Annotated in this window: 25 protein-coding genes; 18 read left to right on the top strand and 7 right to left on the bottom strand. The window is 63.1% G+C overall.

The window, feature by feature from the left end; genetic code table 11:
- Window positions 1–1,188, bottom strand: coding sequence for a pyridoxal phosphate-dependent aminotransferase (locus tag E0H22_RS15275; RefSeq protein WP_233021863.1), 1,188 nt, complete (start codon window positions 1,186–1,188; stop codon window positions 1–3).
- Window positions 1,189–1,309: 121 nt separating this feature from the next.
- Between E0H22_RS15275 and E0H22_RS15280 the strand changes: the two genes are divergently transcribed.
- The gene (locus E0H22_RS15280; protein WP_430715278.1) at window positions 1,310–2,710 is read left to right on the top strand and encodes a M48 family metalloprotease; all 1,401 of its coding nucleotides are present in this window, start codon (window positions 1,310–1,312) and stop codon (window positions 2,708–2,710) included.
- Window positions 2,711–2,750: 40 nt separating this feature from the next.
- On the opposite strand, the gene E0H22_RS15285 is transcribed toward E0H22_RS15280, so the two are convergent.
- On the bottom strand, window positions 2,751–3,218 hold the full coding sequence (locus E0H22_RS15285; RefSeq protein ID WP_233021865.1) for an SRPBCC family protein: 468 nt from the start codon (window positions 3,216–3,218) through the stop codon (window positions 2,751–2,753).
- Window positions 3,219–3,266: 48 nt separating this feature from the next.
- Between E0H22_RS15285 and E0H22_RS15290 the strand changes: the two genes are divergently transcribed.
- Window positions 3,267–3,614, top strand: coding sequence for an ArsR/SmtB family transcription factor (locus tag E0H22_RS15290; RefSeq protein WP_233021866.1), 348 nt, complete (start codon window positions 3,267–3,269; stop codon window positions 3,612–3,614).
- A 235-nt stretch (window positions 3,615–3,849) separates the two neighbouring features.
- Here E0H22_RS15290 and E0H22_RS15295 read toward each other — a convergent pair whose 3' ends face one another.
- The gene (locus E0H22_RS15295) at window positions 3,850–4,386 is read right to left on the bottom strand and encodes an REP-associated tyrosine transposase (protein ID WP_233021867.1); all 537 of its coding nucleotides are present in this window, start codon (window positions 4,384–4,386) and stop codon (window positions 3,850–3,852) included.
- Between the two features lie 342 nt (window positions 4,387–4,728).
- Between E0H22_RS15295 and E0H22_RS15300 the strand changes: the two genes are divergently transcribed.
- The 4 genes from E0H22_RS15300 to E0H22_RS15315 all read left to right on the top strand — a co-directional run bounded on the left by E0H22_RS15300 (window position 4,729) and on the right by E0H22_RS15315 (window position 8,302).
- Window positions 4,729–5,070 (top strand): hypothetical protein, encoded by a 342-nt coding sequence (locus E0H22_RS15300; RefSeq protein WP_233021868.1) that lies wholly within the window; start codon window positions 4,729–4,731, stop codon window positions 5,068–5,070.
- A 107-nt stretch (window positions 5,071–5,177) separates the two neighbouring features.
- A complete protein-coding gene (locus tag E0H22_RS15305) occupies window positions 5,178–5,888 on the top strand; it encodes a response regulator (protein ID WP_347340793.1) in 711 nt (236 codons plus the stop codon).
- Window positions 5,885–7,204, top strand: coding sequence for an ATP-binding protein (locus E0H22_RS15310; protein ID WP_233021870.1), 1,320 nt, complete (start codon window positions 5,885–5,887; stop codon window positions 7,202–7,204). The genes E0H22_RS15305 and E0H22_RS15310 overlap by 4 nt, the downstream gene beginning before the upstream one ends.
- A gap of 327 nt (window positions 7,205–7,531) precedes the next feature.
- On the top strand, window positions 7,532–8,302 hold the full coding sequence (locus tag E0H22_RS15315; protein ID WP_233021871.1) for a DsbA family protein: 771 nt from the start codon (window positions 7,532–7,534) through the stop codon (window positions 8,300–8,302).
- Between the two features lie 61 nt (window positions 8,303–8,363).
- Here the strand turns inward: E0H22_RS15315 and E0H22_RS15320 are convergent, their stop codons facing one another.
- A complete protein-coding gene (locus E0H22_RS15320) occupies window positions 8,364–10,391 on the bottom strand; it encodes a pyrroloquinoline quinone-dependent dehydrogenase (protein WP_233021872.1) in 2,028 nt (675 codons plus the stop codon).
- A 189-nt stretch (window positions 10,392–10,580) separates the two neighbouring features.
- Here E0H22_RS15320 and E0H22_RS15325 point away from each other — a divergent pair, with 189 nt between their 5' ends.
- The 8 genes from E0H22_RS15325 (at window position 10,581) to E0H22_RS15360 (ending at window position 17,590) form a co-directional block, all read left to right on the top strand.
- Window positions 10,581–10,901: a hypothetical protein gene (locus E0H22_RS15325; RefSeq protein WP_233021873.1), complete on the top strand. Its 321-nt coding sequence runs from the start codon at window positions 10,581–10,583 to the stop codon at window positions 10,899–10,901.
- A 10-nt stretch (window positions 10,902–10,911) separates the two neighbouring features.
- Window positions 10,912–11,646 (top strand): DUF1236 domain-containing protein, encoded by a 735-nt coding sequence (locus E0H22_RS15330; RefSeq protein WP_233021874.1) that lies wholly within the window; start codon window positions 10,912–10,914, stop codon window positions 11,644–11,646.
- A gap of 291 nt (window positions 11,647–11,937) precedes the next feature.
- Entirely contained in the window at window positions 11,938–12,396 is a 459-nt protein-coding gene (aroQ, locus tag E0H22_RS15335; protein WP_233021875.1) for a type II 3-dehydroquinate dehydratase, read from the top strand.
- Between the two features lie 33 nt (window positions 12,397–12,429).
- Window positions 12,430–12,963 carry an acetyl-CoA carboxylase biotin carboxyl carrier protein gene (gene accB, locus E0H22_RS15340; protein WP_233021876.1) on the top strand — a complete coding sequence of 178 codons (534 nt, stop codon included), beginning with the start codon at window positions 12,430–12,432 and terminating at the stop codon, window positions 12,961–12,963.
- Window positions 12,964–12,993: 30 nt separating this feature from the next.
- Window positions 12,994–14,340 (top strand): acetyl-CoA carboxylase biotin carboxylase subunit, encoded by a 1,347-nt coding sequence (accC, locus tag E0H22_RS15345; protein WP_233021877.1) that lies wholly within the window; start codon window positions 12,994–12,996, stop codon window positions 14,338–14,340.
- A gap of 198 nt (window positions 14,341–14,538) precedes the next feature.
- Window positions 14,539–16,062, top strand: coding sequence for a sensor histidine kinase (locus tag E0H22_RS15350; protein ID WP_233021878.1), 1,524 nt, complete (start codon window positions 14,539–14,541; stop codon window positions 16,060–16,062).
- Window positions 16,059–16,499, top strand: a complete 441-nt coding sequence (locus E0H22_RS15355) for a response regulator (protein ID WP_233021879.1) — start codon at window positions 16,059–16,061, stop codon at window positions 16,497–16,499. Before E0H22_RS15350 ends, E0H22_RS15355 begins: the two co-directional genes overlap by 4 nt.
- Entirely contained in the window at window positions 16,496–17,590 is a 1,095-nt protein-coding gene (locus tag E0H22_RS15360; protein ID WP_233021880.1) for a sensor histidine kinase, read from the top strand. The genes E0H22_RS15355 and E0H22_RS15360 overlap by 4 nt, the downstream gene beginning before the upstream one ends.
- A gap of 79 nt (window positions 17,591–17,669) precedes the next feature.
- On the opposite strand, the gene E0H22_RS15365 is transcribed toward E0H22_RS15360, so the two are convergent.
- Window positions 17,670–18,965, bottom strand: a complete 1,296-nt coding sequence (locus E0H22_RS15365; RefSeq protein WP_233021881.1) for an NAD(P)/FAD-dependent oxidoreductase — start codon at window positions 18,963–18,965, stop codon at window positions 17,670–17,672.
- A 93-nt stretch (window positions 18,966–19,058) separates the two neighbouring features.
- Between E0H22_RS15365 and aat the strand changes: the two genes are divergently transcribed.
- Window positions 19,059–19,736, top strand: coding sequence for a leucyl/phenylalanyl-tRNA--protein transferase (gene aat / locus E0H22_RS15370; protein WP_233021882.1), 678 nt, complete (start codon window positions 19,059–19,061; stop codon window positions 19,734–19,736).
- A gap of 111 nt (window positions 19,737–19,847) precedes the next feature.
- On the opposite strand, the gene E0H22_RS15375 is transcribed toward aat, so the two are convergent.
- Window positions 19,848–20,804 carry a DUF2155 domain-containing protein gene (locus E0H22_RS15375; protein ID WP_233021883.1) on the bottom strand — a complete coding sequence of 319 codons (957 nt, stop codon included), beginning with the start codon at window positions 20,802–20,804 and terminating at the stop codon, window positions 19,848–19,850.
- 212 nt (window positions 20,805–21,016) lie between these two features.
- Between E0H22_RS15375 and E0H22_RS15380 the strand changes: the two genes are divergently transcribed.
- Complete coding sequence (locus tag E0H22_RS15380) at window positions 21,017–21,796, top strand: SDR family NAD(P)-dependent oxidoreductase (protein WP_233021884.1); 780 nt, start codon at window positions 21,017–21,019, stop codon at window positions 21,794–21,796.
- A gap of 23 nt (window positions 21,797–21,819) precedes the next feature.
- A complete protein-coding gene (locus E0H22_RS15385) occupies window positions 21,820–22,764 on the top strand; it encodes an alpha/beta hydrolase (RefSeq protein WP_233021885.1) in 945 nt (314 codons plus the stop codon).
- 6 nt (window positions 22,765–22,770) lie between these two features.
- Here the strand turns inward: E0H22_RS15385 and E0H22_RS15390 are convergent, their stop codons facing one another.
- Window positions 22,771–23,511 (bottom strand): GntR family transcriptional regulator, encoded by a 741-nt coding sequence (locus E0H22_RS15390; RefSeq protein ID WP_233021886.1) that lies wholly within the window; start codon window positions 23,509–23,511, stop codon window positions 22,771–22,773.
- 161 nt (window positions 23,512–23,672) lie between these two features.
- Here E0H22_RS15390 and E0H22_RS15395 point away from each other — a divergent pair, with 161 nt between their 5' ends.
- On the top strand, window positions 23,673–24,698 hold the full coding sequence (locus E0H22_RS15395) for a TRAP transporter substrate-binding protein (protein WP_233021887.1): 1,026 nt from the start codon (window positions 23,673–23,675) through the stop codon (window positions 24,696–24,698).
- Window positions 24,699–24,735 lie beyond the last annotated feature (37 nt).

Here is a 24,735-nt window from a genome sequence, read left to right on the forward strand (position 1 = left end):
TCAGGCCAGCCACTTGCAGATGCGCGCGACGGCATCCTGCATCTCCGCGCTGGAGCGCGCATAAGAGAGGCGGATGAAGGACTTACCGTGGAACGGATCGAAATCGGCGCCCGGCGTCGCGGCCACATGGGCCTGTTCGAGCATCTGTTTGGCGAATTCGAAGCTGTCGTCGGTAAAGCGCGAAACATTCGCGTAAAGATAGAATGCACCGTCCGCCGGCAAGAAATCCGTGAGGCCGCCTTGCGGCAATCCGGTGGTTAGAATGCGGCGGTTCTCCTGATAGCCGTGCTTGATTTCCTCCATCTCCGCCGCCCCTTCGAACGCGGCCTCGGCCGCGATCTGGGACAAGGTGGGAACCGAGATGGACAGATTCTGCTGCAACCGTTCCATGGAGCGAACAAGCGGCGGCGGCACCACCATCCAGCCGACCCGCCAGCCGGTCATGCAGAAGTATTTCGAGAATGAATTGATGATGAGCGCATTGGGCGACAGTTCCGCCGCCGTCACTGCCGGAAATGCATAATCGAGGCCGTGATAGATTTCGTCGGAGATGAAGCGGATGCCTTCGCTCTCGGCGGCGGCGATCAGACTGCTCAAAGCTTCCCGCGACATCATGGTGCCGGTGGGATTGGCGGGGCTTGCGACCAGCACGCCCTTCAACGGCTTCTTACGATGCTCGGCAAGCAGGGCTTCGCCGGTCAACGCATGGCGCGTCTCCGCATGCGTCTCGATCAATACCGGCTCGCAGCCGAGCGCGGTGAGAATGTGCCGATACGGCGGATAGCCGGGGGCTGTGATGGCGACGCGATCACCCGGCTCGAACAGCGCAAGGAAAGCGAGAATGAACGCGCCCGACGAGCCGGTCGTCACCACGATCTGCCCGGGATCGACGTCGCAGCCATAAGCGTCGCGATAATGCCGTGCGATGCGCGCGCGCAGCGATGGCGTGCCAAGCGCGGCAGTATATTCAACCTGTCCCCGCGCCAGCGCTTCCTGCGCCGCCTTGATCGCCGTCTGCGGCGCCGGTGCGGCGGGCTGGCCGACCTCCATATGGATCACATGGCCGCCCGATGCCTCGATGCGGGCTGCGGCGGCCATCACATCCATCACCATGAAGGAGGGAACGTCGCTGCGACCGGATGCCGTCAGGAGACTCTTGGCGCGCGCACGGAGGATCGTATCGGACATCGTATCGAACCTGGAAATCTGCTATCTGCGCGGCGAGAAAACCGCTGCGGACAGGCGCGCCGCGCTCCCGCCGCAATATTGAACTGTACCGGCTTATCGCGAATCCGGACCCCGGCCAATGATGAAAGACCTGCACCTGCAGCCTCAAAAGGCTGCACCCCGGCTGTTCTCCCGGCTGACTGCCCTGCTCACCGCCGCCGCGATCGCGCTGGCGCCGCTTCCCGCCAGCCCCCAGCAGGGCGACGTGCGCCTGCTGCGCGATGCCGAGATCGAGCAGCTCCTGCGCGACTATACGCGCCCGATCCTGCGCGCCGCCGGGCTCGAGAAGCAGAACATCCAGGTCGTCATCATCAACAATCCGACGTTCAACGCCTTCGTCGCTGACGGTCGCCGCATCTTCGTCAATTACGGCGCGCTGATGCAGTCACAGACGCCGAACCAGATCATCGGCGTGCTCGCGCATGAAACCGGCCATCTCGCCGGCGGCCATCTGTCGAAACTGCGCCAGCGCCTCGCCGAAGCGCAGACGCAGATGATCATTGCCATGCTGCTGGGCGTCGGCGCCATGGCGGCTGGCGCGCGCGGCGGCAATTCCAATAGCAACATGAGCAATGTCGGCGCCGCCGCGGTGGCCGCGCCGCAGGCGATGATGATGAACACCATGCTCGCCTATCAGCGCCAGCATGAAGAAAATGCGGACCGTGCCGGGGTCAAATATCTGACGCAGACCGGCCAATCCGCGAAAGGCATGTACGAGACCTTTAAGCGCTTCTCGTCAGACAGCCTGTTCGCGGCGCGCGGCAGCGATCCCTACATGCAGTCGCATCCGATGCCGCAGGAACGTGTCGCCGCGCTCGAAGAGCTCGCCAAGGCCAGCCCCTATTGGGACAAGAAGGACGACCCGGCGCTGCAGCTGCGCCACGATTTGATGCGCGCGAAAACCTCGGGTTTCATGGAGCAGCGCGACACCGTGCTGCGCCGCTATCCGCCATCCGACACCAGCCTGCCCGCGCAATATGCCCGCGCCATCGCCACCTATCGCCATGGCGATCTCACGGTCGCCATCGGACAGATCGACCAGCTCATCAAGGCGCAGCCGAACAATCCGTATTTCCACGAATTGCGCGGCCAGGCCCTGCTCGAAGGCGGCAAGCCCAACGAGGCGATCGCCCCCCTGCGCCGCGCCGTCCAGCTGTCGAGCAACGCGCCACTGATCGAAATGATGCTCGGCCAGGCCCTCGTCGCAACCGACAACAAGGCCTATACCGACGAAGCCATTCGCATTCTCAAGGCCGCCATCGCCCGCGAAGGCGAAGCATCGGCGGGTTACCAGCAGCTCGCCATGGCCTATGGCCGCAAGGGCGAACTCGCGGAAGCGGATCTGGCATCGGCGCAGGCCGCATTCTTGCGTGGCGACAACAAGACCGCGCGCGATCTCGCCTCGCGTGCGAAGGCACGGTTTGCGGTGGGCACGCCCGGCTGGGTGAAGGCGGACGATATCATTGCGGCGAAGATGAAGTAGGAGCGGTTGAGCGCAGCGATATCCGTCCCGCGGTTACTTGCTACTTGTAAAATCCGTCGCGGAGATGGATGCCGTGTTCGAGCCAGACTTTCATGGCGCACAACATGCCCGTCCATCCTTCGCAATTGCCGTAGGATGCCGAACGTCCTTCCGGGTTATCCAGCCATCCCTCTTCCGTGATCTCGACCAGCGTCCGACCGTCATCGGTGGAGGCGAAAGTCATCGTGACCTTCGTATTGTTGCTCCCCGAAGCGTCGGCTTCGACTGCAGTGGCCTCGCCGTCCCAGCGCAGCACGATCCGCCTGTCCTTCTCAACCTCGGTGACATGAACCGGAAAGGCGCCGGGGAAATCGTGGAAATCCCAGGTCACGACGGCCCCGGTTTCCAGCCGTCCTTTCGCACCGCCGGTCGTGAAAAATTCCGACAATTGCTCGGGATTGACGACAGCCTCGAACACTTCGCTGACGGGCTTGGCGATCCGCCCCTTGATGGTGAACCTCGGTGCCATGGACATCCTCCTCTTGTTTCATTCGACAATAGGTTATATATTTATAACATGTCAAATGACGAGAAAGACGACCTGTTGTTCCGGGCTCTGGCCCATCGTGCACGGCGGCGGATGGTCGATGCGCTCAAGACAGGCGCCAAGACGACGGGAATGCTATGCGAGCTGTTTCCCGAGCTGGATCGCTGCACGGTGATGCAACATCTAAAAGTTTTGGACGAAGCCGGCCTCCTCATCATCGAGCGCCGCGGGCGCGAGCGATGGAACCAGCTCGACGCGCTGCCGATCCACGCCATCCACGAACGCTGGATCGGTCCTTATGCGGCCTATGCGGCTTCCATGCTCGGCAAGCTGAAACATGCAAGTGAGCGCAAGGAACTGGTTAGCCAGTCATCCTAGATCGCGGTTGGTTGGGGTGAGACGAAAGCCCATCGATCGGTCGCGCTACTATTGCGCGATGTCTTCGCGACAGCGCAGTGCCATTGCAGGTCTTGAATGGGCACTCCGCCGTTCTCGGCCGGAGGTAGGATGGGTTGAGCGCAGGCGCGCAGCGCCGGAGCGATACCCATCGGAGCTGGGCGCTTGCGGTGATGGGGATCGCTGCGCTCTACCCATCCTACGCGCTGCGAGCCGTCTACGGATCGGGGCGTTCGCCGAAACTGACGCCGATTTCGGATACATCTCCCGCCCAATCCTTGGGATAAATCCCACGCGCGACAAAGCGGTGAAACGACGAATAAGGCCAGTCCCTCACCCGCGTGACATGCCCGTGTTTCACCGGATTGAAATGGATGTAGTCAACATGACGCTCGTAGTCGCGTTCATCCCGGATCGTGTGTTCCCAGAACCGGCGCTGCCAGATGCCGCGTTCGCCTCTCAATATCCGGCTTCTCGACACGTCCTCGCCAAGGGCCACGTGCCGCGAGAAATACGCCTTGATTAGCCGCCAGCGTGTGGCGAAATCCGCGTCACCCTCCGGCAGCGTCCAGATCGCATGTAGATGATCCGGCAACACCACGATCGCATCCATCGTGAAAGGCCGTCGCACCGAACGAAAAGCGCCGCGCAAATGATCCGCATGTTCGGTCAGCAACTGCCGCCGCCGATCCGCGAGATTGACCGTGAAGAAGAAGCAGCCTCCCGAAACGACGCTGCGGCGGTAACTTGTCACCAGTGCCCCTCCCCCGAGACCTCACGCCGATGAGAATAGCACCAATTGACGTCCGCAGGATGGGTTGAGCGCAGCGATACCCATCAATGCCGGGCGTAGGGGGTGATGGGTATCGCTGCGCTCAACCCATCCTACGATCACGCCAGCCGGCAGACATAGCGCGAGCCGCGGGCCGAACAAGCGAAGATGCCCGATTTATGCGACGCACAGTCAGGTCCACGAGCCGTTGCCCCCGCCGGCTGACATAAAGTGCAACAAACGGCACCCCCACAGCAACGTTCTGCAATCTACGCGACAATTTCTGGCGCTACGCCGCGTCTGCACAACCCCGGGGGCATTCTTATGCGCGCGACGACGACCAGCATCGTCCTGAAGCTTCTCTGTATCCACGCACGCCGCGCCGACATGCTGACAAGCAAGCCGCGCGTCGCGGCATCGGGCGACGCCTACGACCTCGCCTGCGAGTTCGGCGCCGATTTCAGCAAGCTGCTCATCACCGGCAGCAATCCGTTCGACAACAGGCTGGCTCTGCCGAGCATGCAGCGCGTGCAGTCGGCATTCGGCGGAAAGCCGAAATATGCTGCGTGCGACGCCTTCGGACGTACCGGCGTCCCCGCATTCATCGGCGGTAGAATGGGCGCACCTCCGGAATGGAGCGACGATGCGAAACCAGTGCCCCACTAACCGCCCACACGACAGGCAGTGGCGCATCCATGGCCGGAGCCGATATGCTGCGACCGGCCTCCCCGCGGGGTGCATGCTGCCAAAAGCCGGTACCTTCGATGCAGAACATGTCGCACATCCTCATCGTCGATGACGATCTCGAAATACGGAAACTGCTGGGGCGCTATCTGACCGAGCAAGGCTATCGCGTGTCGATTGCATCGGACCGACGCACCATGAACGAGAGCCTGCAGAACAACGAGATCAGCCTCATCGTGCTCGATGTCCTGCTGCCGGATGGATCGGGGCTGAATATCTGCCAGGACCTCAGACGTGACGGGTCCGAAGTGCCCGTTATCCTTCTGACGGCGCTGAAGGAGGATATCGACCGGATCATCGGCCTCGAAATCGGCGCCGACGATTATCTTGGCAAGCCCTTCAATCCGCGCGAACTGCTCGCCCGCATCCGCGCCGTGCTCCGGCGCCGGGTGACGCAGGACATCCAGCTGGCGCAAGTGCGCGAATATCGCTTCAGCGGATTCACGCTTCGACCCGGCACCCGCCAGCTGATGCATGACAGCGGGGAATCCATAGACCTCACCACAGCCGAATTCGAACTGCTCACCGTGCTCGTCAAACGACCGGGGCGACTGCTGTCGCGCGACCAGCTCATTGGATTGACGAACCGCAAATCGGACGACGTCTTCGATCGCTCGGTCGATGTGTTGATGAGCCGGCTGCGCAAGAAAATGGGCGACAGCGATCTCCTGATCAAGACCATCCGCAACGGCGGCTATATGTTCACGGCGCGCGTTGAAATGATGGGCGCTGACTCATGAATTCGATCAGGCTCAGATTCTCGCTGATGCTGGTCGGCTCCGTGTTGAGCGTGGTTATTCTTGCCAGCATCGTGATGTCGAAAATGACCCTGAGCCTGGTCGAACGGACGTTCCGCGACGATCTGACCTCCCGTGTCGCTGCATTCTCCAAGAACATCACGGTCCAAGGCAATAGCGCGATTTTCCATCTCCAGCCCGCGCCCGTCGAGGGCAAGACCCTCGAAAAACAAACTGCGCAGCTGCAGGCGGCATTCCAGAAATCGCGCAGCCCGTTCGACACCCTCGTCAAGGAAACACCGGACGGCCGTCGATGGGCATCGATCAAGATGGGGAACGGATGGCTGAGCTGGCCGACCCCGGAGCACGCGCCGCCCCCCGAAGTCTGGTACGGCCTTGCGGGATGGATGTTGCTGATTGCGGTCGGCGTGATCGGCGTGGCGCTCACCGTCTCACATCAGACCACCCGACAGCTCAAGCTTCTGCAGACCATGGCACTGTCCGTCGGCAGGGACGGTGTGTTGCCGGATGTGAAAGAAGAAGGATCGGTGGAGATCAAGGCGACGGCCAGGGCGCTCAACATGATGGGCGCGAGCCTGAAGAAAGCGATGGACAGCAAGATCCGGCTCGTGGCCGCGGCCGGACACGATCTGCGGACGCCGATGACGCGCATGCGTTTGCGCGCAGAGTTTCTCGACGAGCGAGACCGTATCGCATGGCTGCAAGATCTCGACGAAATGGAGCGCATCGCTGACAGCGCCATTCAGCTCGTTCGCGAGGAAACCGTCGGCAAGGGGTCCGAGATCGTTACGCTGGATGCGCTCGTCCGCGATGTCTGCAACGACCTCATCCTGATCAAGATGCCAGTGACTATCGCCGGGCTCGCCCCGTGTCGCGTCGAGATATCGCCGCTCGCACTGACGCGCGCCCTGCGCAATCTCATCATCAACGCAGCGACCCATGGCGGCGGCGCGATCGTCAGCGTGCAGACCGAGGGGCCCAGCGCCAGGGTGGTGATCGACGACAACGGCCCCGGCATTCCCGAACAGTTTTTGGACAGCGCCTTCGAGCCTTTCTTTCGCGTCGATCCGGCCCGGCGTCAGGCCATCCCGGGCGCCGGCCTCGGCCTCGCCATCGCCAAGGAGATCGTCGAGCGGCAGGGCGGAACGCTCACGATCGAAAACCGACAGCCGCACGGCTTGCGCCAGGTGCTGTCGTTCGCGATGGACGTCGAACGTGATGCACGGGTTGCATCTACGAAAGCGGTCGCCTCCTCTGACGGTGCGGCAACCGCGATCACCCTGCATACAGGATCATAACGATCCCGAATGCCAACAGCGGATATCGGTCTTATTCGCAGCAACCGTCAATTCGGACAGTCTGGTCACGATCTCCTGCCGGCGGACTCCCGCGCATAAATGGCGGTCGCTTCGGCGGCGGAGATCGTGACGAAGGCGTCGGCCTTGCATGCGCGTCCGGTTTTCACGTGGCCGTTCGGGGCGCGCGCAAGCTAGACGGGTCCTCTCCTGCCCTGAATTGCCCGTGATGGTATTCACAAATTGCACGTATTTCGCTGGAACAATGCTAAGCAGCCTTCCCGACAATGCGGCTTCCGACTCGATTTTCGTTCAAAGGATTATTCGCCTATGCGCACCTTCCGCCTTCTTGCCTCCGCCGCCGTGGCGCTCGCTTTGTGCGCTGCGCCGCTCAAGGCCTCGGCCCAAAGTTTCAACGACGCGCAGCGCGGCGAAATTCAGAAGATCATGAAGGACTACCTGCTGCAGCATCCGGAAATCCTGGAAGAGGTCTCGGCCGAGCTGCAGAAGCGCCAGGCCGCCGCCGAGGCTGAGAAGCATAAGGCCGCTGTTTCGGCCAATGCCAATCTGATCTTCAACTCGCCCCGCGGCGTCACCATCGGCAACAAGGACGGCGACGTCACCTTCGTGGAGTTCTTCGACTACAATTGCGGCTACTGCAAACGCGCCATGGAAGACATGGTGACGATCATGAAGGCCGATCCGAAGCTGAAGATCGTGCTGAAGGAATTCCCGGTGCTCGGCCCCGGCTCGGTGGAAGCCGCGCAGGTCGCGGTCGCGGTGCGCATGCAGGATCCCACCGGCAAGAAGTATCTCGACTTCCATCAGAAGCTGCTCGGCGGCCGCGGCCAGGCCGACAAGGCACGCTCGCTCGCGGCGGCCAAGGAAGCCGGCCTCGACATGGCGAAGATCGAAAAGGACATGGCGAGCCCGGAAGTGCGCGCCACCATCGAGGAAAACTTCAAGCTCGCCGAGAGCATGGGCATGAACGGCACGCCCAGCTATGTGATCGGCGACCAAGTGGTGATCGGCGCCGTCGGCGTCGAGGCTCTGAAGGAAAAGATCAACGTCGCGCGTTGCGGCAAGGCGACCTGCTCGTAACATCGCAGGCGACCGAGCAATTCCGGAAAGCCGGCTGTGAACCAGCCGGCTTTTTGATGTCCTATGCGACGCGCGCTCTGCGGCGCCTCGTCCACCAGACGACCGAAGCGACGAGTAGCCCCAGCACGAGCACACCACCGACCATCAGTCCGGCACGCAGCCTGCCCCCCGGCCGATCGATGTAAATCGACCACCACGAAGGCGCCTCGCCGTCACGCGCAAGGCGAAACGCGACGACACCGTCGCCGATGGAAGTGCCGGATTCCGAATGACCGCCGGCACCGATCACCACATACTGCTCGCCGTCGATCGCATAGGTCATCGGATTGGCAACGCCCGGTACGGGCAACCGGCCCTGCCAGAGCTCCTTGCCAGTGGCGGCATCGAAAGCACGCAGATAGGCGTCCATCGCGCCGGTGAAGACGACGCCGCCTGCGGTTGCCAGCACGCCGCTGACCAGCGGTGTGCCGGTCTTCAGCGCCACGCCGAGCGGCGCCATGTCCTCGGTGGTGCCGACCTGGCTTTCCCACAGGATCTTGCCGTCCTTCAGATCGACGGCGACCATGGCGCCCCACGGTGGCGGATTGCAGGGCATGCCGAGCGGCGATGTAACGAGCGTCCGCGTCATCGCGAACGGAGCGCCCCGCTGCGGTCCGAATTCGGTGCCGGAGGGCGGCTTGTAGTTTTGCGCCTGCGCGCGCGGGATCAGCGTGATCCGATGCACGGCGCGGCTGGTATTGGCGAACATGACCTGACGAATGGGATCATAGGCCACGCCGCCCCAATTGACGCCGCCGCCAGTCATCGGAAACAGCAGTGTGCCCTGCGTCGACGGCGGCGTGAACAGGCCGTCGTAGCGGCCCGACTTGAGCTGCTCGCCGCACGCATCGCGATCCCAGAACGTGACGCCGAACGGCTTGTCGAGGTTGAGGCGCTGCGGCAGCAGCGGCGGCACATGCGTCGGAAACGGCTGCGTCGGCGACAGGCTCTCGCCCGCGACCGCGCCTTGCGGCACAGGCCGTTCCTCGACCGGCCAGATGGGTTGCCCGGTGTCACGGTCCAGCACAAAGACAAACCCCATCTTGGTGGCCTGGATCACCACGTCACGCGGGCCACCGCCGATATCGATCCGCGCCAGGGTCGGCTGCGCCGGAACATCGTAGTCCCAGACATCGTGATGCACGGTCTGGAATGCCCAGACGCGTTCGCCGGTCTCGATCCTGAGCGCGACCACGGAATTGGCGTGGGCGTCGTTGCCCGGCCGCCTGCCGCCGTAGAAATCCGGGCTCGGCGACGAGGTCGGCAGAAAGACGAGGCCGCGGTCGATATCGACCGACATCGGCGCCCACACATTGGCATGGCCGGCCTCGATGCCGTCGGGGATCAGCGGATCCCATGTCCAGCGCGCCTCGCCCGTGCGGGCATCGAAGGCGCGGACGATGCCGCGCGGCGCATCCACGCGGCGATTGTCGGCGATGGACGAACCGACCACGATGGTGTCGCGCGCGACGACGGGCGGCGACGTGACCTGAAACTCGCCGGCATAGTCCAGCGGCATGCCGGGATCGAGTTCGATCTCGCCGTGCTTGCCGAAGCCTGCGCATCGTTCTCCCGTTTTCGCATCGAGCGCAATCACACGCGCATCGTTGGTTCCCATCACGATGCGGCTGGCGCAGGCGGCGTTCGCTTCGGCGCGAGGGTCGCGCCAGTGGGTGACGCCGCGACAGACCCAGCGGTTGCCCGGCTTGAAATCGGCTGGAATGCCGGGATCGGTGCGCCAGCGCACGCGGCCGGTAGCCGGATTTAGCGCCACCACTTCGTTGAACGGCGTGCAGAAGATCAGGCTGCCCTCGACCAACAGCGGCGTCGCCTCGAATTTCGAGCGCCGCATCATCGCGGGCGGGCGCGTGATCAGATCGCCCGTGTGAAAACGCCACGCCTCGACGAGGCGCGTGACGTTGCCGGGGGTGATCTGGGAAAGTGGTGAAAAACGCGTTCCGCCGGCGTCGCCGCCCCAGTGCTCCCATGCCGATGCCGAGGATATCATGGCGGCCATCGCCAGCACGACACTCGCAACCAGTCTCCGCATCAACCCGTCATCCAGACTCACATCGGCGCAGGAATGTTAGATGAAACGACGCTCGTGTCTATCGAGCGACCGCGCCAGAGGCTGCGGCGTTACGCCTGAGGGTGGCACTTGAAGGCGATGCGAACAGGCCGGTTTGCGCCGGCAGACCGGATGTCGTCAGGAGGGCGAACAGATGTCTTCCTTCCCGGAATGTCTTTTCTCAAGCCAGACGCGCTCACCGCGCGACAGTTTGGCCGCCGTATTTTCCAAAACGTCGGCAACGATCGTCGACACTGCGCGCTCGATCGGCGCCGCTTCGCTCAGTTTCTGCACGATCCGTTCGACGAAAGCGGTCATTCCAAGGCCTCGCAGACCCAAAAACGCATTGAACGCGCTTTTGTTCCCGCTGAACGAAACTGGACAGTACGACTGACACCTCTTTTTTGGCTGCGTGCAACATCGGCACAAGTTTCTGCGGAACATCGACATATGCACTCTGTTGTCGGGCGGGCAATGCAAACGCAACTGTGAGGAAAACAAGATGAACAAGCATTTATTCGTAAGTGTCGCCGCCGCTGCTCTGATTGCAGGTTCAGGTGTCGTGAGCGCACAGAGCCCCGGCGGCGCCGGAGCAGGCAGCGCCGGCGGCGGTGCCGGCATGAGCCGGGAAGCACCCGCGGGTGGCGGTGCGGCGGGTGGTGGTGCGTCGATGCGCGGCGGCACTGAAGATCGCGCGGCGCCGACCGCAAACAGCGCTCCCAGCAAGCGCGATGAAGCCACCGACACCACCAACAAATCCGATCATAAACAGCCTGCCACCAAGCAGAGTCAGTCGGATGACAAGATGCAGCGCGATAACGGCAATCAGCGTGCGAGCGATCAGACCCGCGATGGCGGCAAGAACGCGAAGGACATGAAGGCCGAGGACAGGAACAATCCGGCTGCGAATTCGAAATCGAGCGCCGACAGCAAGTCGACGACCGAAAAATCGACCACGACCACCGGACAGGCTGCGGCCGGCGCCAAACTCACCACCGAGCAACGCACCAAGGTGACGACCGTTGTCAAGCAGCAGCACATCGCGCCCGTGACCAACGTGAACTTCGCGGTGTCGGTTGGTACCCGCGTCCCGCGTGACGTTCACTTCCATCCGGTCCCGGCCGAGATCGTGACGATCTATCCGGCCTGGCGCGGCTACAATCTGATCCTGGTGAGCAACCAGATCGTGATCGTCGATCCGGCGACCTATGAGATCGTGGCCGTGATCGACGCGTAAGCCATCGCCTCCAGGCCATGGCATTAATCACGGATTCGGCGGGCGGGTCTCCAACGACTCGCCCGTTTCGGTTGCGCGAATCCTTCCGCATCGCAACATTCAGACCCGGTGCACCTTCGCAAGAGCTTGGTTAATCCAAGGATTCGAGCGCTTTGCGGTATATTTCGCCCGCCGGGCAAAGGATTTGGCTGGGGGAACGGGCACAGGCAAGGCTTCCCCTCCGCGGCGAGGTTACCTATAACCCCCGGCAGAACCGCGCTTTTGCGCCCTGTCGCCTGTCCGGGACCCCCGATGGCCTCCACCAACACAGTTCTGGTCCTCAACGGACCCAACCTCAATCTGCTGGGCATTCGCGAGCCCGAGACCTATGGGCACGCGACCCTTGCCGATGTCGAGGCGCTGTGCGCGGAGGCCGCTGCCAAATATGGCCTGACAGCGGATTGCCGCCAGTCGAATATCGAGGGCGAGCTAATCAATTGGATCCATGCCGCGCGCACGACGGCAGCGGGCATCATCATCAATGCCGGCGCCTATTCGCACACCTCGATCGCCATTCATGACGCGCTGGTCGGCGTGAAAGTGCCGACCGTCGAAGTGCATATCAGCAACGTCTATACGCGCGAAGACTTTCGCCATCACTCGTTCACCGCCCGCGCCGCCTTTGCCAGCCTTTGCGGTTTCGGCATCGAGGGCTATCGCCTCGCGATCTCCGGTCTCGCCGCCAAGCTCGGCAAGACCCCGCTCACCTGATTCAAACCCACTCCTTCAAGTATCGGATTGCCCATGGCCCGTAAGCCTGCCCCTGCCAAAGCCGCCGCCCCGAAAGTCGTCGCACCGCAAGCCGCTTCCGCCGACAGCGCTTTCATCCGCGAACTCGCGCAGCTGCTGAATGAGACGAACCTCACCGAGATCGAAGTCGAGCGCTCGGGCCTGCATGTGCGCGTCGCACGCGAAGTGCATGTGACTGCCGCCGCTGCGCCGGTCTACGCTGCTGCGCCCGTTACCGCTGCGCCGGCGCCGGCTCCGGTGACAGCCATCGCTGCAGCACCTGCCGCACCGTCGGGCCCAGACTACAGCAAGCATCCGGGCGTCGTGCCGTCGCCGATGGTCGGCACCGCCTATATGGCGCCAGAGCCCGGCAAGCCGCCTTTCGTCAGCGTCGGCACCAAGGTCACCGCGGGCCAGACCCTGATCATCATCGAAGCGATGAAGACCATGAACCAGATTCCGGCGCCGCGCGCGGGCACGGTCACCCAGATCCTGGTGGAAGACGGCGCGCCCGTCGAATACGGCGAACCGCTCGTCATCATCGAATAACGACTTCAATACCTCAGACGACGGAACGCCATGTTCGAGAAAATCCTGATCGCCAATCGCGGCGAGATCGCACTTCGCATCTTGCGCGCCTGCAAGGAGCTCGGCATCGCGACCGTCGCCGTGCATTCCACGGCCGATGCCGACGCCATGCATGTGCGCCTTGCCGACGAGAGCGTGTGCATCGGCCCGCCGGCCTCCAAGGACAGCTACCTCCATATCCCCTCGCTGCTCGCTGCCGCCGAGATCACCGGCGCCGATGCGGTGCATCCGGGCTATGGATTCCTGTCGGAGAACGCGCGCTTCGCCGAGATTCTTGCGGACCACAATCTCGCTTTCATCGGCCCGAAGGCGGAGCATATCCGCACCATGGGCGACAAGATCGAAGCCAAGAAGACCGCCAAGCGCCTCGGCATTCCCGTTGTGCCTGGCTCGGATGGCGGCGTCGGTCCCGACGACGATGCCATGGCGATCGCCAAGGAGATCGGTTTTCCGGTGCTGGTGAAGGCAGCTGCCGGCGGCGGCGGCCGCGGCATGAAGGTAGCTCAGACAGAAGCCGATCTCGAATTGGCACTCTCGACAGCGGCGACCGAAGCGAAAGCGGCGTTTGGCGATGCTTCGGTCTATCTCGAAAAATATCTGACCAAACCGCGCCATATCGAAATCCAGGTGCTCGGCGATGGCCGCGGTGGCGCGCTGCATCTCGGCGAGCGCGACTGTTCGCTGCAGCGCCGCCACCAGAAGGTCTGGGAAGAAGGCCCGTCACCGATCCTCTCCAAGGAAGCGCGCGCCAAGATCGGCGGCATCTGTGCCAAGGCGATGCAGGAGATGAAGTATCTCGGCGTCGGCACCATCGAATTCCTCTATGAGGATGGCGAGTTCTATTTCATCGAAATGAACACCCGCATCCAGGTCGAGCATCCTGTCACCGAGATGATCACCGACATCGATCTCGTGCTCGAGCAGATCCGCATTGCCGCCGGCGGCGACCTGCCCTGCACCCAGGACGAGCTGCAGATCATTGGCCACGCCATCGAGTGCCGCATCAATGCGGAGAACCCGGAAACCTTCCGGCCCTCGCCTGGCACCATTACCCAGTATCACCCGCCCGGCGGCCTCGGGGTCCGCATCGATAGCGCGGTCTATCAGGGTTACAAGATCCCGCCTTATTACGACTCTCTCGTCGGCAAGCTGATCGTACACGGCAAGAACCGTCCGGAATGTCTGATGCGGCTGCGCCGGGCGCTGGACGAGATCGTGGTGGACGGCGTCGAGACGACGCTGCCGCTGTTCCGCAAGCTTGCGCGCGAGCAGGACATGATCGAGGGCGACTATCACATCCACTGGCTCGAACAGTATCTGGCTGGCCAGAAGGGTTAACGGGTCGGCGGCGCGCGGAAATCCGCGTGCCTCGCCGCGTGTGCGGCGGCGTTGGCGGCCGGAACAGGCCTCGATCACCACCCCGAATTTGATTTCACTGTGGAACCAAATCGCGACGTCGGGGTTGTGCAGTACCGGGCACTCCCGGTTCCCCGGGGGACGTGTTGAAATTCCAGCGAAAATCCTTGCGAGCCCGTCGTGACCGCTGACGTCGCCCGCAAGCGCAGATTCTGGCAGATCGTCCTGCTTTCGGCGGGATTGTTGGTGCTGGTCGCCATCAGTGCGGCCTCGGTCATCCTCGTCAATCAGGCACGCAAGGATTCCGGCTGGGTCGTCCACACCGTCGAGGTCGAGAACCAGCTGGCGACGCTGCTGCTGGAAATCCGCCGCGCCGAAAGTGCCGCACGCGCCTATCTGCTGAACGGTCAAGAGCAGTTCCTGCGCGAGCATGAAGCCGCGGTCGCCGTCATTCTACCCGGGGTCGACAAACTCGCGGCTGCCACTTCCGACAATCCCGTCCAGGTCGAGAACATGAAGCGCCTGCGGCCGGCCGTGATGGAGCGGTTGGCCGAATTCGCGCGGGCCGTCAATTACGTGAAGCAGAACGACACGCCATCCGCCGTCGCCATGCTGCCGCAGACCGGCGCCGGCCCCGCCGTGCAGGCGATCGCCGAAGCCGGGCGTGCCATACGTCTGGAAGAAGAGAAACTGTTCGGCGAACGCACACAGACGGCCGACCGTACCCAGCAACTCGCTTCTCTCGTCACCGTCATCGGCTCGGGCCTCGTCGTGCTGCTGGCGGCGGTTTCGATCTTTCTGGTCCGTCGTTCATCGGACGCCCGCGACGATGCCGAGGCCAAGCTGCGCGACAACAATCTCAACCTCGAGAGCGCCGTGCAGGAGCGCACCGCCGACCTGCGCGAAGCCAATGAGGAAATCCAGCGCTTCGCCTATATCGTCAGCCACGATTTGCGCTCCCCGCTGGTCAACATCATGGGCTTCACCAGCGAGCTGGAGGAGTTGCGCGGCGATATCTTCCGCCGCATCGCGACGCTGGCGAACAACGATCCGGTCGTTCCCGACACCGACGGGAACTTGCCCGAACCGGCGCTGCCCCCGGAGGACAAGCAGCTCTCGTCAGACTTCAGCGAGGCGCTCGGCTTCATCAAATCGTCCATCGGCAAGATGGACCGGCTGATCAATGCGATCCTCAATCTCACGCGCGAGGGCCGGCGCGAATTCAAGCCGGTCAGGATCGACACACGTGAACTGATCGAAACCATCGTCTCGACGGTCGCTCACCAGGCAGCGGAAACCGAAACCGCGATCCATGTCGAGCCGCTGCCCGAGATCGTCAGCGACCGCCTGGCACTGGAACAGATCTTCGGGAACTTGATCGACAACGCGCTCAAATATCTCAGGGATGGTGTGCCCGGCGAGATCAGGGTCAAGGGCCGCACCAAGATGGGCTTTGTGATCTTCGAGGTGATGGACAACGGCCGCGGCATCGATCCCAAAGATCATCAGCGAATATTTGATCTTTTCCGCCGGGCGGGTACACAGGACAGGCCGGGCCAAGGCATTGGTCTCGCCCATGTCCGCGCCCTTGTGCGCCGGCTTGGGGGCACCATGTCGGTATCCTCCGAACTCGGCCATGGCAGCACTTTCACCGTCACTTTGCCCGCCAGATGGACGGGCAAGAGCAGGAACGAAACAGCATGAGCAACCCGGTGACGATCATCATGATCGAGGACGACGAGGGTCACGCCCGTCTGATTGAGCGCAATATCCGGCGATCCGGTGTCAACAATGAGATCAAACCGTTCACCAATGGTACAGAGGCCCTCGCCTATCTGTTCGGTTCGGACGGCACCGGCGCCGTCCACAAGGGCGACGCCCTTCTGATCCTGCTCGATCTCAACCTGCCCGACATGACCGGGATCGATATCCTGCGCCGGGTCAAGGAAAACGAGTATCTCAAATATGCGCCGGTTGTGGTTCTGACCACCACCGACGACGCGCAGGAAATCAAGCGATGCTACGAGCTTGGATGTAACGTCTACATCACCAAGCCAGTGAACTACGAAAACTTCGCCAACGCGATCCGTCAACTCGGTCTGTTCTTCTCGGTGATCCAGGTTCCCCAAGCCACGTCATGACCTCAACCGCCTCGCCAACGCTGCTGTATATCGACGACGACGTGGGCCTCGCACGGCTGGTAGAGCGCGGCCTGAAGCGTCAGGGCTACTTGGTCGAGCATTGCGGGAATGGCGAGGCCGGCATCGCGCGTATCGAGCGAGGCGGCATCGATGTGATTGCGCTGGACCAGTACATGCCGGGCATGGACGGACTGGAAGTGCTGAAACTGATTCAGAAACTGCCTGCGCCGCCCCCTGTCGTGTTCGTCACGGCCTCGCAGGACAGCAAGATCGCGGTGACTGCGCTCAAGGCCGGCGCTGTGGATTATCTCGTCAAGGACACCCAAGGCGACTTCATTCCATTGCTCACTGTGGCTTGCGACACGGCGATCAGGCAAGCCGCGATCATGCGTGCGCGCGACGAGGCGGAGGCCGAGGTCCATGCCGCACGCGACCGTTATGCCGCCCTCGCCGCCGAGCGCGAAATGCTGCTGCGGGAGGTCAACCACCGCGTCGGCAACTCACTGCAGATCATCGCCTCGCTGCTGCATCTGCAGGCGAGTTCCGCCCGCGAGAACGACGTCAAGGTGGCGCTGACCAATGCGATGGGCCGCGTCGCTGCGGTCGCACAGGTGCACCGCCGGCTCTACACATCGCATGATCTCAAAAGCGTACTGCTGAACCAGTATCTTGAAGCGCTGCTCGAGGATCTGCGCCGCTCCGCCGAGGGCAACCGGATGTCGCGCCTGACACTGAAGGCGAAGACGGTCGAAATCGATCCGGACCGCGCCGTAGCGATCGGCATCATCGTCAACGAACTGGTGATGAACGCCGTCAAATACGCTTACCCCGACGGCGCCGGCCCGATCCATATCGAGCTCGACGGCCATGGCGACGATCTCGAATTGTCGATTACCGACGACGGTGTCGGCCTCAATGTGAAGGCCGACCCGCGCTCCACCGGCATGGGCCAACGCATCGTCAGCGCCATGGCGAACAAACTTGACGCGACGGTCGAGCGTGATCCGACCCACACGGGTACGCGCGTGATCCTTCGCTTCAGCGCGGTGGCGAAGCCGGTCGCGAAACCGCAGGTCAACGCGGCGAAATAACGTAGGGCCGACCGGCGCCAGTTTAATCCACCGTCATTGGCCGCACGACTGCTGCCGGCAGATGCCGCTCCGCGAGGTTCTACGATTTCATCCGATCCAGCACGGCACGTCCCTGCGTGATCAGCCGCGCGCCGCGCTGATCGAGGGTGTGGATCCAGAGCCAGTTCAGCGCGACCGCCAGACGGTTGCGCAGGCCGATCAGGAAATAGATGTGGGCGATGCCCCAGATCCACCAGGCCAGCGCGCCGCGCAGCCTGATTTTGCCAAAATCGATCACCGCAAGATGCTTGCCGATCTGCGCGAGGCTGCCGTCGTGACGATAGCGGAACGGCGCCGGCGTCGCGCCGCGCAGCCGTTGCCTGATGGCATCGGCGACGTAGCGTCCCTCCTGTTTCGCCGCGGGCGCGATGCCCGGCACGGGTGAGCCATCCGGAGCTGCAACGCTCACCGTGTCGCCGATGGCGAAAATATCGGGATGACCGGGCACGGTGAGATCGGGATCGATCAGCAGGCGGCCGGCGCGATCGGCTGCCGCGCCCAGCCATTCCGCCGCCGGCGAAGCGCGCACGCCCGCAGCCCAGATGATGGTGCGCGCCGGCAAGCGCGTCCCGCCATAGACGACGCCTTCGGCGCTGCATTCGGACACGGCATGGCCGAGCGCCACCTCGACGCCGAGCTTTTCCAGCGAGCGCTGCGCATAGGCCGACAGGTCTTCCGGAAAGTTCGCAAGCACGCGCTGTCCAGCTTCGATCAGCACCACACGTGCCTTGCGCGTATCGATATTGCGAAAATCGTCCGGCAATGTCGTCCGCGCCATTTCGGCAATGGTTCCTGCGAGCTCGACGCCAGTCGGGCCGGCGCCGATCACGACAAAGTTCAGCAGTGCCGCGCGCTCTTGCGGGTCATCCACGCTCTCGGCGCGCTCAAACGCCGTGAGAATGCGACGGCGAATGGTCGTGGCATCTTCGAGTGTCTTGAGACCCGGAGCGAACGGCGCCCATTCGTCATGGCCGAAATAGGCGTGGCCGGCGCCGGTGGCGAGCACCAGCGTATCATAGGGCAGCGCCGGCCCGTCCTCGAGCCGCACATGCTTCGCGACCGGATCGATACCGGTCACCGTGCCGAGCAGCGTGGTCACATCCTTGCGTCCGCGCAGCAGATAACGGATCGGCCACGCGATCTCGGAGGTCGCCAGGGACGCCGTCGCAACCTGATACAGCAAGGGCTGGAACAGATGATGGTTGCGACGATCGACCAACGTGATGCGCGCGCCGACGCCGCGCAGCCGATACACGGTCTCGAGCCCGCCGAACCCCGCACCGACGACGACGATACGATGCCCCGCAGCCTCGGCCGTGTTCGGAACAGGTGTCATGGTCCACATCTCCCTTGGCTCCTGCAGGTTAGGTCGGATGTCACGACAAGCAAGCCGGTCGCGCTTATCGCCCTATTCTGCTAGCCTATCGAGATGAGTTCCCGCGACTCCGCATCGACCGAGATCACGCCCGAGCTGCTGCTGCGGGCTTACGCCTGCGGCATCTTCCCGATGTCGGAAAGCGCAGACGATCCCGGCCTGTTCTGGGTCGAGCCGGAAATACGCGGTGTCATCCCGCTGAACGGTTTTTGCGTCAGTTCGCGCCTCGCACGCACGGTGCGCTCCGGCAAGTTCTCGGTGACCGTCGATCGCGCCTTCAAGCGCGTGATGTCGGAATGCGCCGCGCCGAAGCCCGATCGCGAAGATACCTGGATCAACAAACGTATCCGCGACCTCTATGGCGCGCTGCACGAGATGGGGCACGCGCACAGCGTCGAGGTTTGGCAGGACGGCGACCTCGTCGGCGGCCTCTATGGCGTCTCGCTCGGCCGCGCGTTTTTCGGCGAGAGCATGTTTCACCATGCCCGCGATGCGTCGAAGGTGGCGCTGGTCCATCTCGTCGCACGGCTGCTCGCCGGCGGTTACGGCCTGCTCGACACCCAATATGTGACGGAGCATCTGCGCAGCTTCGGTGCGATCGAAGTGCCCCGCGAGCGCTACCGGGTTCTGCTCGATGCGGCGCTGGACGATGTTGCGGATTTCGAGGCGTTACCGGCAGCGACGAGCGGCGAGGATGCACTGGCGATCATCGCGGAGCCCACGCGATCGTAGGATGGGTAGAGCGCGGGCGCGCTAGCGCCGGAGCGAAACCCATCGTTCCTTCGCTGCAGCAAGCTCGGCCGATGGCTTCGCTACGCTCTACCCATCCCTACAATCGGAAGCTTACTGCCTGAACGCCGGGAAGCCCGGAGGCGGCAGCAACTGCTGCTGGGGTTGCGGGCGCGGCTGCTGCCTCGGCGGCTGGCGCTTCTGCACCGTGGCCGGCGCGGGACGCGTTTCCTGCTGGTTGGCAACCACTTCGGGCTGTTTGCAGTCGGTCAGCCAGATGTCATAGATCGGATGCTCGACGCCATGCAGGCCCGGGCTGGCCGCAAACATCCAGCCCGAGAAGATGCGCCTCACCTCGCCCTGCAACGTGATCTCGTCCACTTCGACGAACGCGTCGGTGTTCGCCGCCTCGGTGGCCGGCCGCGTGTAGCAGGCATCGGTTTTCACGCGCAGCGCGCCGAATTGCACGGTCTCGCCGATATCGGCATCGAAATTGATGATGCGGCCGGTGATCTTGTCGAGACCGGAGAACGCAGCCTTCTTGTTCGGGATCTTCTGCGCCGGAGGCTCGGTGACCACCTCGTCTCCCGGCTGCAGCGTGGCGGCTGGCGGCGGTGCGTTTTTCGGTGCCTGCTTGGCGTTCGGATTCGGCGTGCCGGGCGGTGGCACATTGGCGATGCCGGGCTGCTGCGGCTGGCTTGGCGTCACCCCCAGCGGCGGCGGCTGATCGGACGGGCGACCGCCCGGCGAGTTCTGTGGGATCGTGGTGACATTGCTGCCGGGCGGCGGCGCGAGCGGCTGCGACTGCACGGCACCGGGTGGCGGCACACCCATGCCCGGTGCAGGACGCGCCGGCAGCAGGCGGCCTTGCGGCAGGTCAGGCACATCCTCGTCGTCGTCCATTGGGGGCGGCTGCTGGCCGCGTGGCACACTGCCCGGCGGGCGCGGTGGCGGATCGCCGAATAACGGGCCGAACTGCGCGTGCACCGGCGCAGTGGACAGCGCGGTTGCGGCCACAAGAGCCGCAAATCCGGCGATGGCAAATTTGGCCACAAAAAATGTTCGGAACATGCAGCGGCGCTCAACCGAGAATCAGGCTCGCGACATTTTAGGGGAATGGCCGCGCAATCGCCTCCGGTTAACACGTCGAATGCGGCGGCGGAAGGGCGCCATGCGTCCCATAGCACCGTCTGGTCAGCTCTCTCCACGCATGAAATAGTTCGCAGAGAGCCGGCACGACCGGCCCACAATCCGGGACAACCGGAGCATCAGGGAGAACGCATATGGCCGACGGAATTCGTCTGGATGGCAGGATCGCTGTCGTCACCGGGGCAGCCGGGGTAATCGGCACCGAAACCATCAAACTGCTCGCCGCGCGCGGTGCCCGAATCGTCGCCGTGGACCGCGACACGGCCGCCCTCGAGCGCGCGATCGCCGGCCTGCCGGCTTCGGCCGAAGCCCTCGCGGTCACCGCCGACGTCACCAGCGAGGAGGATGTGATCGGCTATGTGGCCGCTGCGGTGAAGCGCTTCGGCACCATCGATATCTTCTACAACAATGCCGGCATCGAAGGGACGATCACGCCAATCGTGAAGGCCTCCCTCGCCGATTTCCGCAAGGTGCTCGACGTCAATGTCGTCGGCGTCTTCCTTGGCATGAAACACGTGCTGCCTGTGATGCTGAAGCAGGATCGCGGCTCGATCATCAACACCGCCTCCATCGCAGGCCTGATCGGATCGGCCGAAGTCGCGGTCTACAGCGCCAGCAAGCATGCTGTCATCGGCCTCACCAAGAGTGCGGCACAGGAATGCACCGGCACCAATGTGCGCGTGAACTGCGTTTGCCCCGGCCTGATCGAGAGCCGCATGCTGTCGGCGATCGTGGATGCCCGCGTCGGGCGAGGTTCACCGGCACCGGTGGAGAAAGTCGTCGATCGCGTACCGCAGCGGCGTCTAGGCCTTGCGCGGGAAGTCGCCCCTATCGTCGCTTTCCTCGCCTCGGACGATGCGAGCTATGTCACCGGCTCCGCCTACACCGTCGATGGCGGCCGCACCTCGGCATAACCAGCAACAAGCAAGAGCCCATCATGCCCGTCATTCTCGATCCCGATGCCAACGCCGTCCTCAATGTCTTCCGCGACGCCGGTCGTCCGCCCTATGAAACGCTGACGCCGCCGGAGGCGCGCGAGTGGTATCTCAAGGCCCGCCCCGTCGCCAATCCCGAACCACCGGAACTTGCCTCGGTAATAGCGCTCACCATTCCCGGTCCTGCCGGTGCGATCCCTGCCCGGCTCTACAAGCCGAAGACGCTGCGGCAGCAGGATGGCCTGTCGCCTTGCATGGTGTTCTTCCATGGCGGCGGCTGGGTGATCGGCGACCTCGACAGCCATGATGTCGTCTGCCGCTTCCTCGCCCATGAAGGCGAGATGCTGGTGATATCCGTCGACTACCGTCTCGCCCCCGAGCACAAGTTTCCGGCCGCCATCGACGACGCCATCGCGGCCACGCGCTGGATCGCGGACAACGCCGTGCAATTGAACATCGATGCGCGGCATCTCTTTGTCGGCGGCGACAGCGCCGGCGGCAATCTCTCCGCAATCGTCGCCATCGACGCGCGCGACCATCGCGGACCGCGGCTCGCCGGCCAGATGCTGATCTATCCCGCCACCGACTTCCGCATGAACCACCCCTCGCATCACGAACCGGAGACGAGCTGCCTTCTGACGCACAACGTAATCAGCTGGTTCGCCGGCCACTATCTCAACGGGCCCGCCGATATCGACAACTGGCGTGCGTCTCCGGCGCGGGCGGAGAACCTCAAGAGCCTGCCACCCGCCTATGTACTCATCGCCGGCGCCGATCCGCTGCGCGACGAGGGCGACGAATATGCCAGGCGGCTCGCGGATGCCGGCGTGGCGGTGACCTACAAGAACTATCCCGGCCAGTTCCACGGCTTCATCACCATGGGCAAGATCTTGCCCAAAGCGAACGAGGCGCTACGTGACATCGGCGGTTGGCTGAAGTCGCTCTGAGCGGCTTCAGCCCTTCTTCGCTCTCTTGCGTGCGCTGACAACCGTCGTCGTCGGCGCGCCTGCCGGCTTGAGCCAGTCCGAATTCTGCAAGGCATGGCGTACACAATCGTGGATATGCGTATGCAGCAGCTGTCGCGCTTTCGCGGCGTCGCGCGCCAGCGCCGCGTTCATCAATTCGCGATGCTCGACAGCGGCGGCCTCGCCGCGGAACACCACGGCAAGCATCTGATACCGCAGATACCGATCATAAACCGACGACAGCGTGTCCAATAGCACTTGCGACCCGCAGGCCGCGATCAATGCGCGGTGAAACTGCCAATCGCACTGTTTCCAGGCTTCCGTCTTCGACTTGTCGCCCGCCAGCATCGCCCGCTCCATCGCCGAAAGCTTGTGATGCGCGGAGACCACCAGAGCTTCCCAATCGAGATCGCCGGCCTTGAAGGACTGTTCGATAGCGTGACTTTCGAGCAATTCACGTAGTTCGGCGATCTGGCGGAATTCAATCGCCGAGATCGAGGTGACCTCAAAGCCGCGCTGGCCTTCGGCAATGACGAACCCTTCCGAACAAAGCCGATTGAGCGTCTCACGCAGCGTCGAGACGCTGGTGCCATAGACGCCGCTCATCTTCTCCAGCTTCAGTTTCTGGCCCGGTTCCAGCACACCGAAAATGACGTCGCTGCGGATGCGCCGATAGGCGCTGTCGCCGACCGATTCGGCAGCGCGATCAACAATGGGGGTATCCAGCATGCAGGCGTCCCGAGCGCTAATGACGATTCAACCGACCATATAGCAGGCTGCGACCGGCACACATATCATATGATATAATAAAAAATATCGGTTGATTTTTGTTTTACCATATAAGACGGTACTGCCCGACAAGCAAAAATACCATTGTGGGGAGATCGCAAATGTCCAAGCGCAGGATATCCGTCGTCTGGCTGGCCGCCGTCATCACCGCCTCCGCTCTTACGTCCGGCTCCGCCGGCGCGCAGGTGCAAGAGCGCACGATCCGCTGGGGGCACCTCAACAACACGGATCACCCCGTCAGCAAGGGCGTGCAGAAATTCACCGAACTCGTCGCCGCCAAGAGTGGCGGCAAGCTCAAGGTGCGCGAATATCCCGCCAATCAACTCGGCTCCGAGATGCAGCAGCAGTCGGCGCTGCGTGCAGGCACGCAGGAAATGCAATCGCCCGCAACGACATCGCTGGTCGGCATCGTCAAGGACTACGGGCTGATCGACTTCCCCTTCATCGTTTCGACGCCGCAGCAGGCCGATGCGCTGCTCGATGGCCCGCTGGGCGCCGCGCTGCTTGCCAAACTGCCGGAGAAAGGGCTCGTCGGTCTCGGTTACTGGGATCTCGGCTTCCGCAACGTCACCAACAGCCGCCGCGCCGTCACCAAGGGCGAGGATCTCGACGGCATCAAGATCCGCGTGATCCCGAATCCGGTCTATCTGGAGACCTTCAAGGCCTTCAACGCCAATCCGGTGCCGATGAGCTTCTCGGAACTCTACTCCGCACTGGAGACCCGCACCGTGGATGGCCAGGAAAATCCGTTTTCGGTGATCCTGTCCAACAAGTTCTATGAGGTGCAGAAGTATCTCAGCGTCACCAATCACACCTATTCGACCAACATCATCCTCATCAGCAAGATCTTCTGGGACAAGCTCTCGAAGGAAGAACAAGCGATCCTGCAGGACGCGGCCAACGAGGCGCGCGCCTATCAGCGCAAGGTCAGCCGCGAGGCGGCCGCTGCGGCAATCGGCGAGTTGAAGGCCAAGGGTATGGAAATCAACGAGATCGCTCCGGCCGAACTCGCAAGGATGCGCGACAAGACCAAACCGATCGCCGCGAAGTTCTCCGCCGATTACGACCAGGAAATCGTCAAGCTGTTCAACAGCGAACTCGAGAAGATTTACGCGCGCAAGGACTAAGCGCGCCGAGCGTCAAACGAACCGACACGTAAAGGCT

Origin of the sequence: Rhodopseudomonas boonkerdii, assembly GCF_021184025.1 — a bacterium.
GTDB lineage: Bacteria > Pseudomonadota > Alphaproteobacteria > Rhizobiales > Xanthobacteraceae > Tardiphaga > Tardiphaga boonkerdii.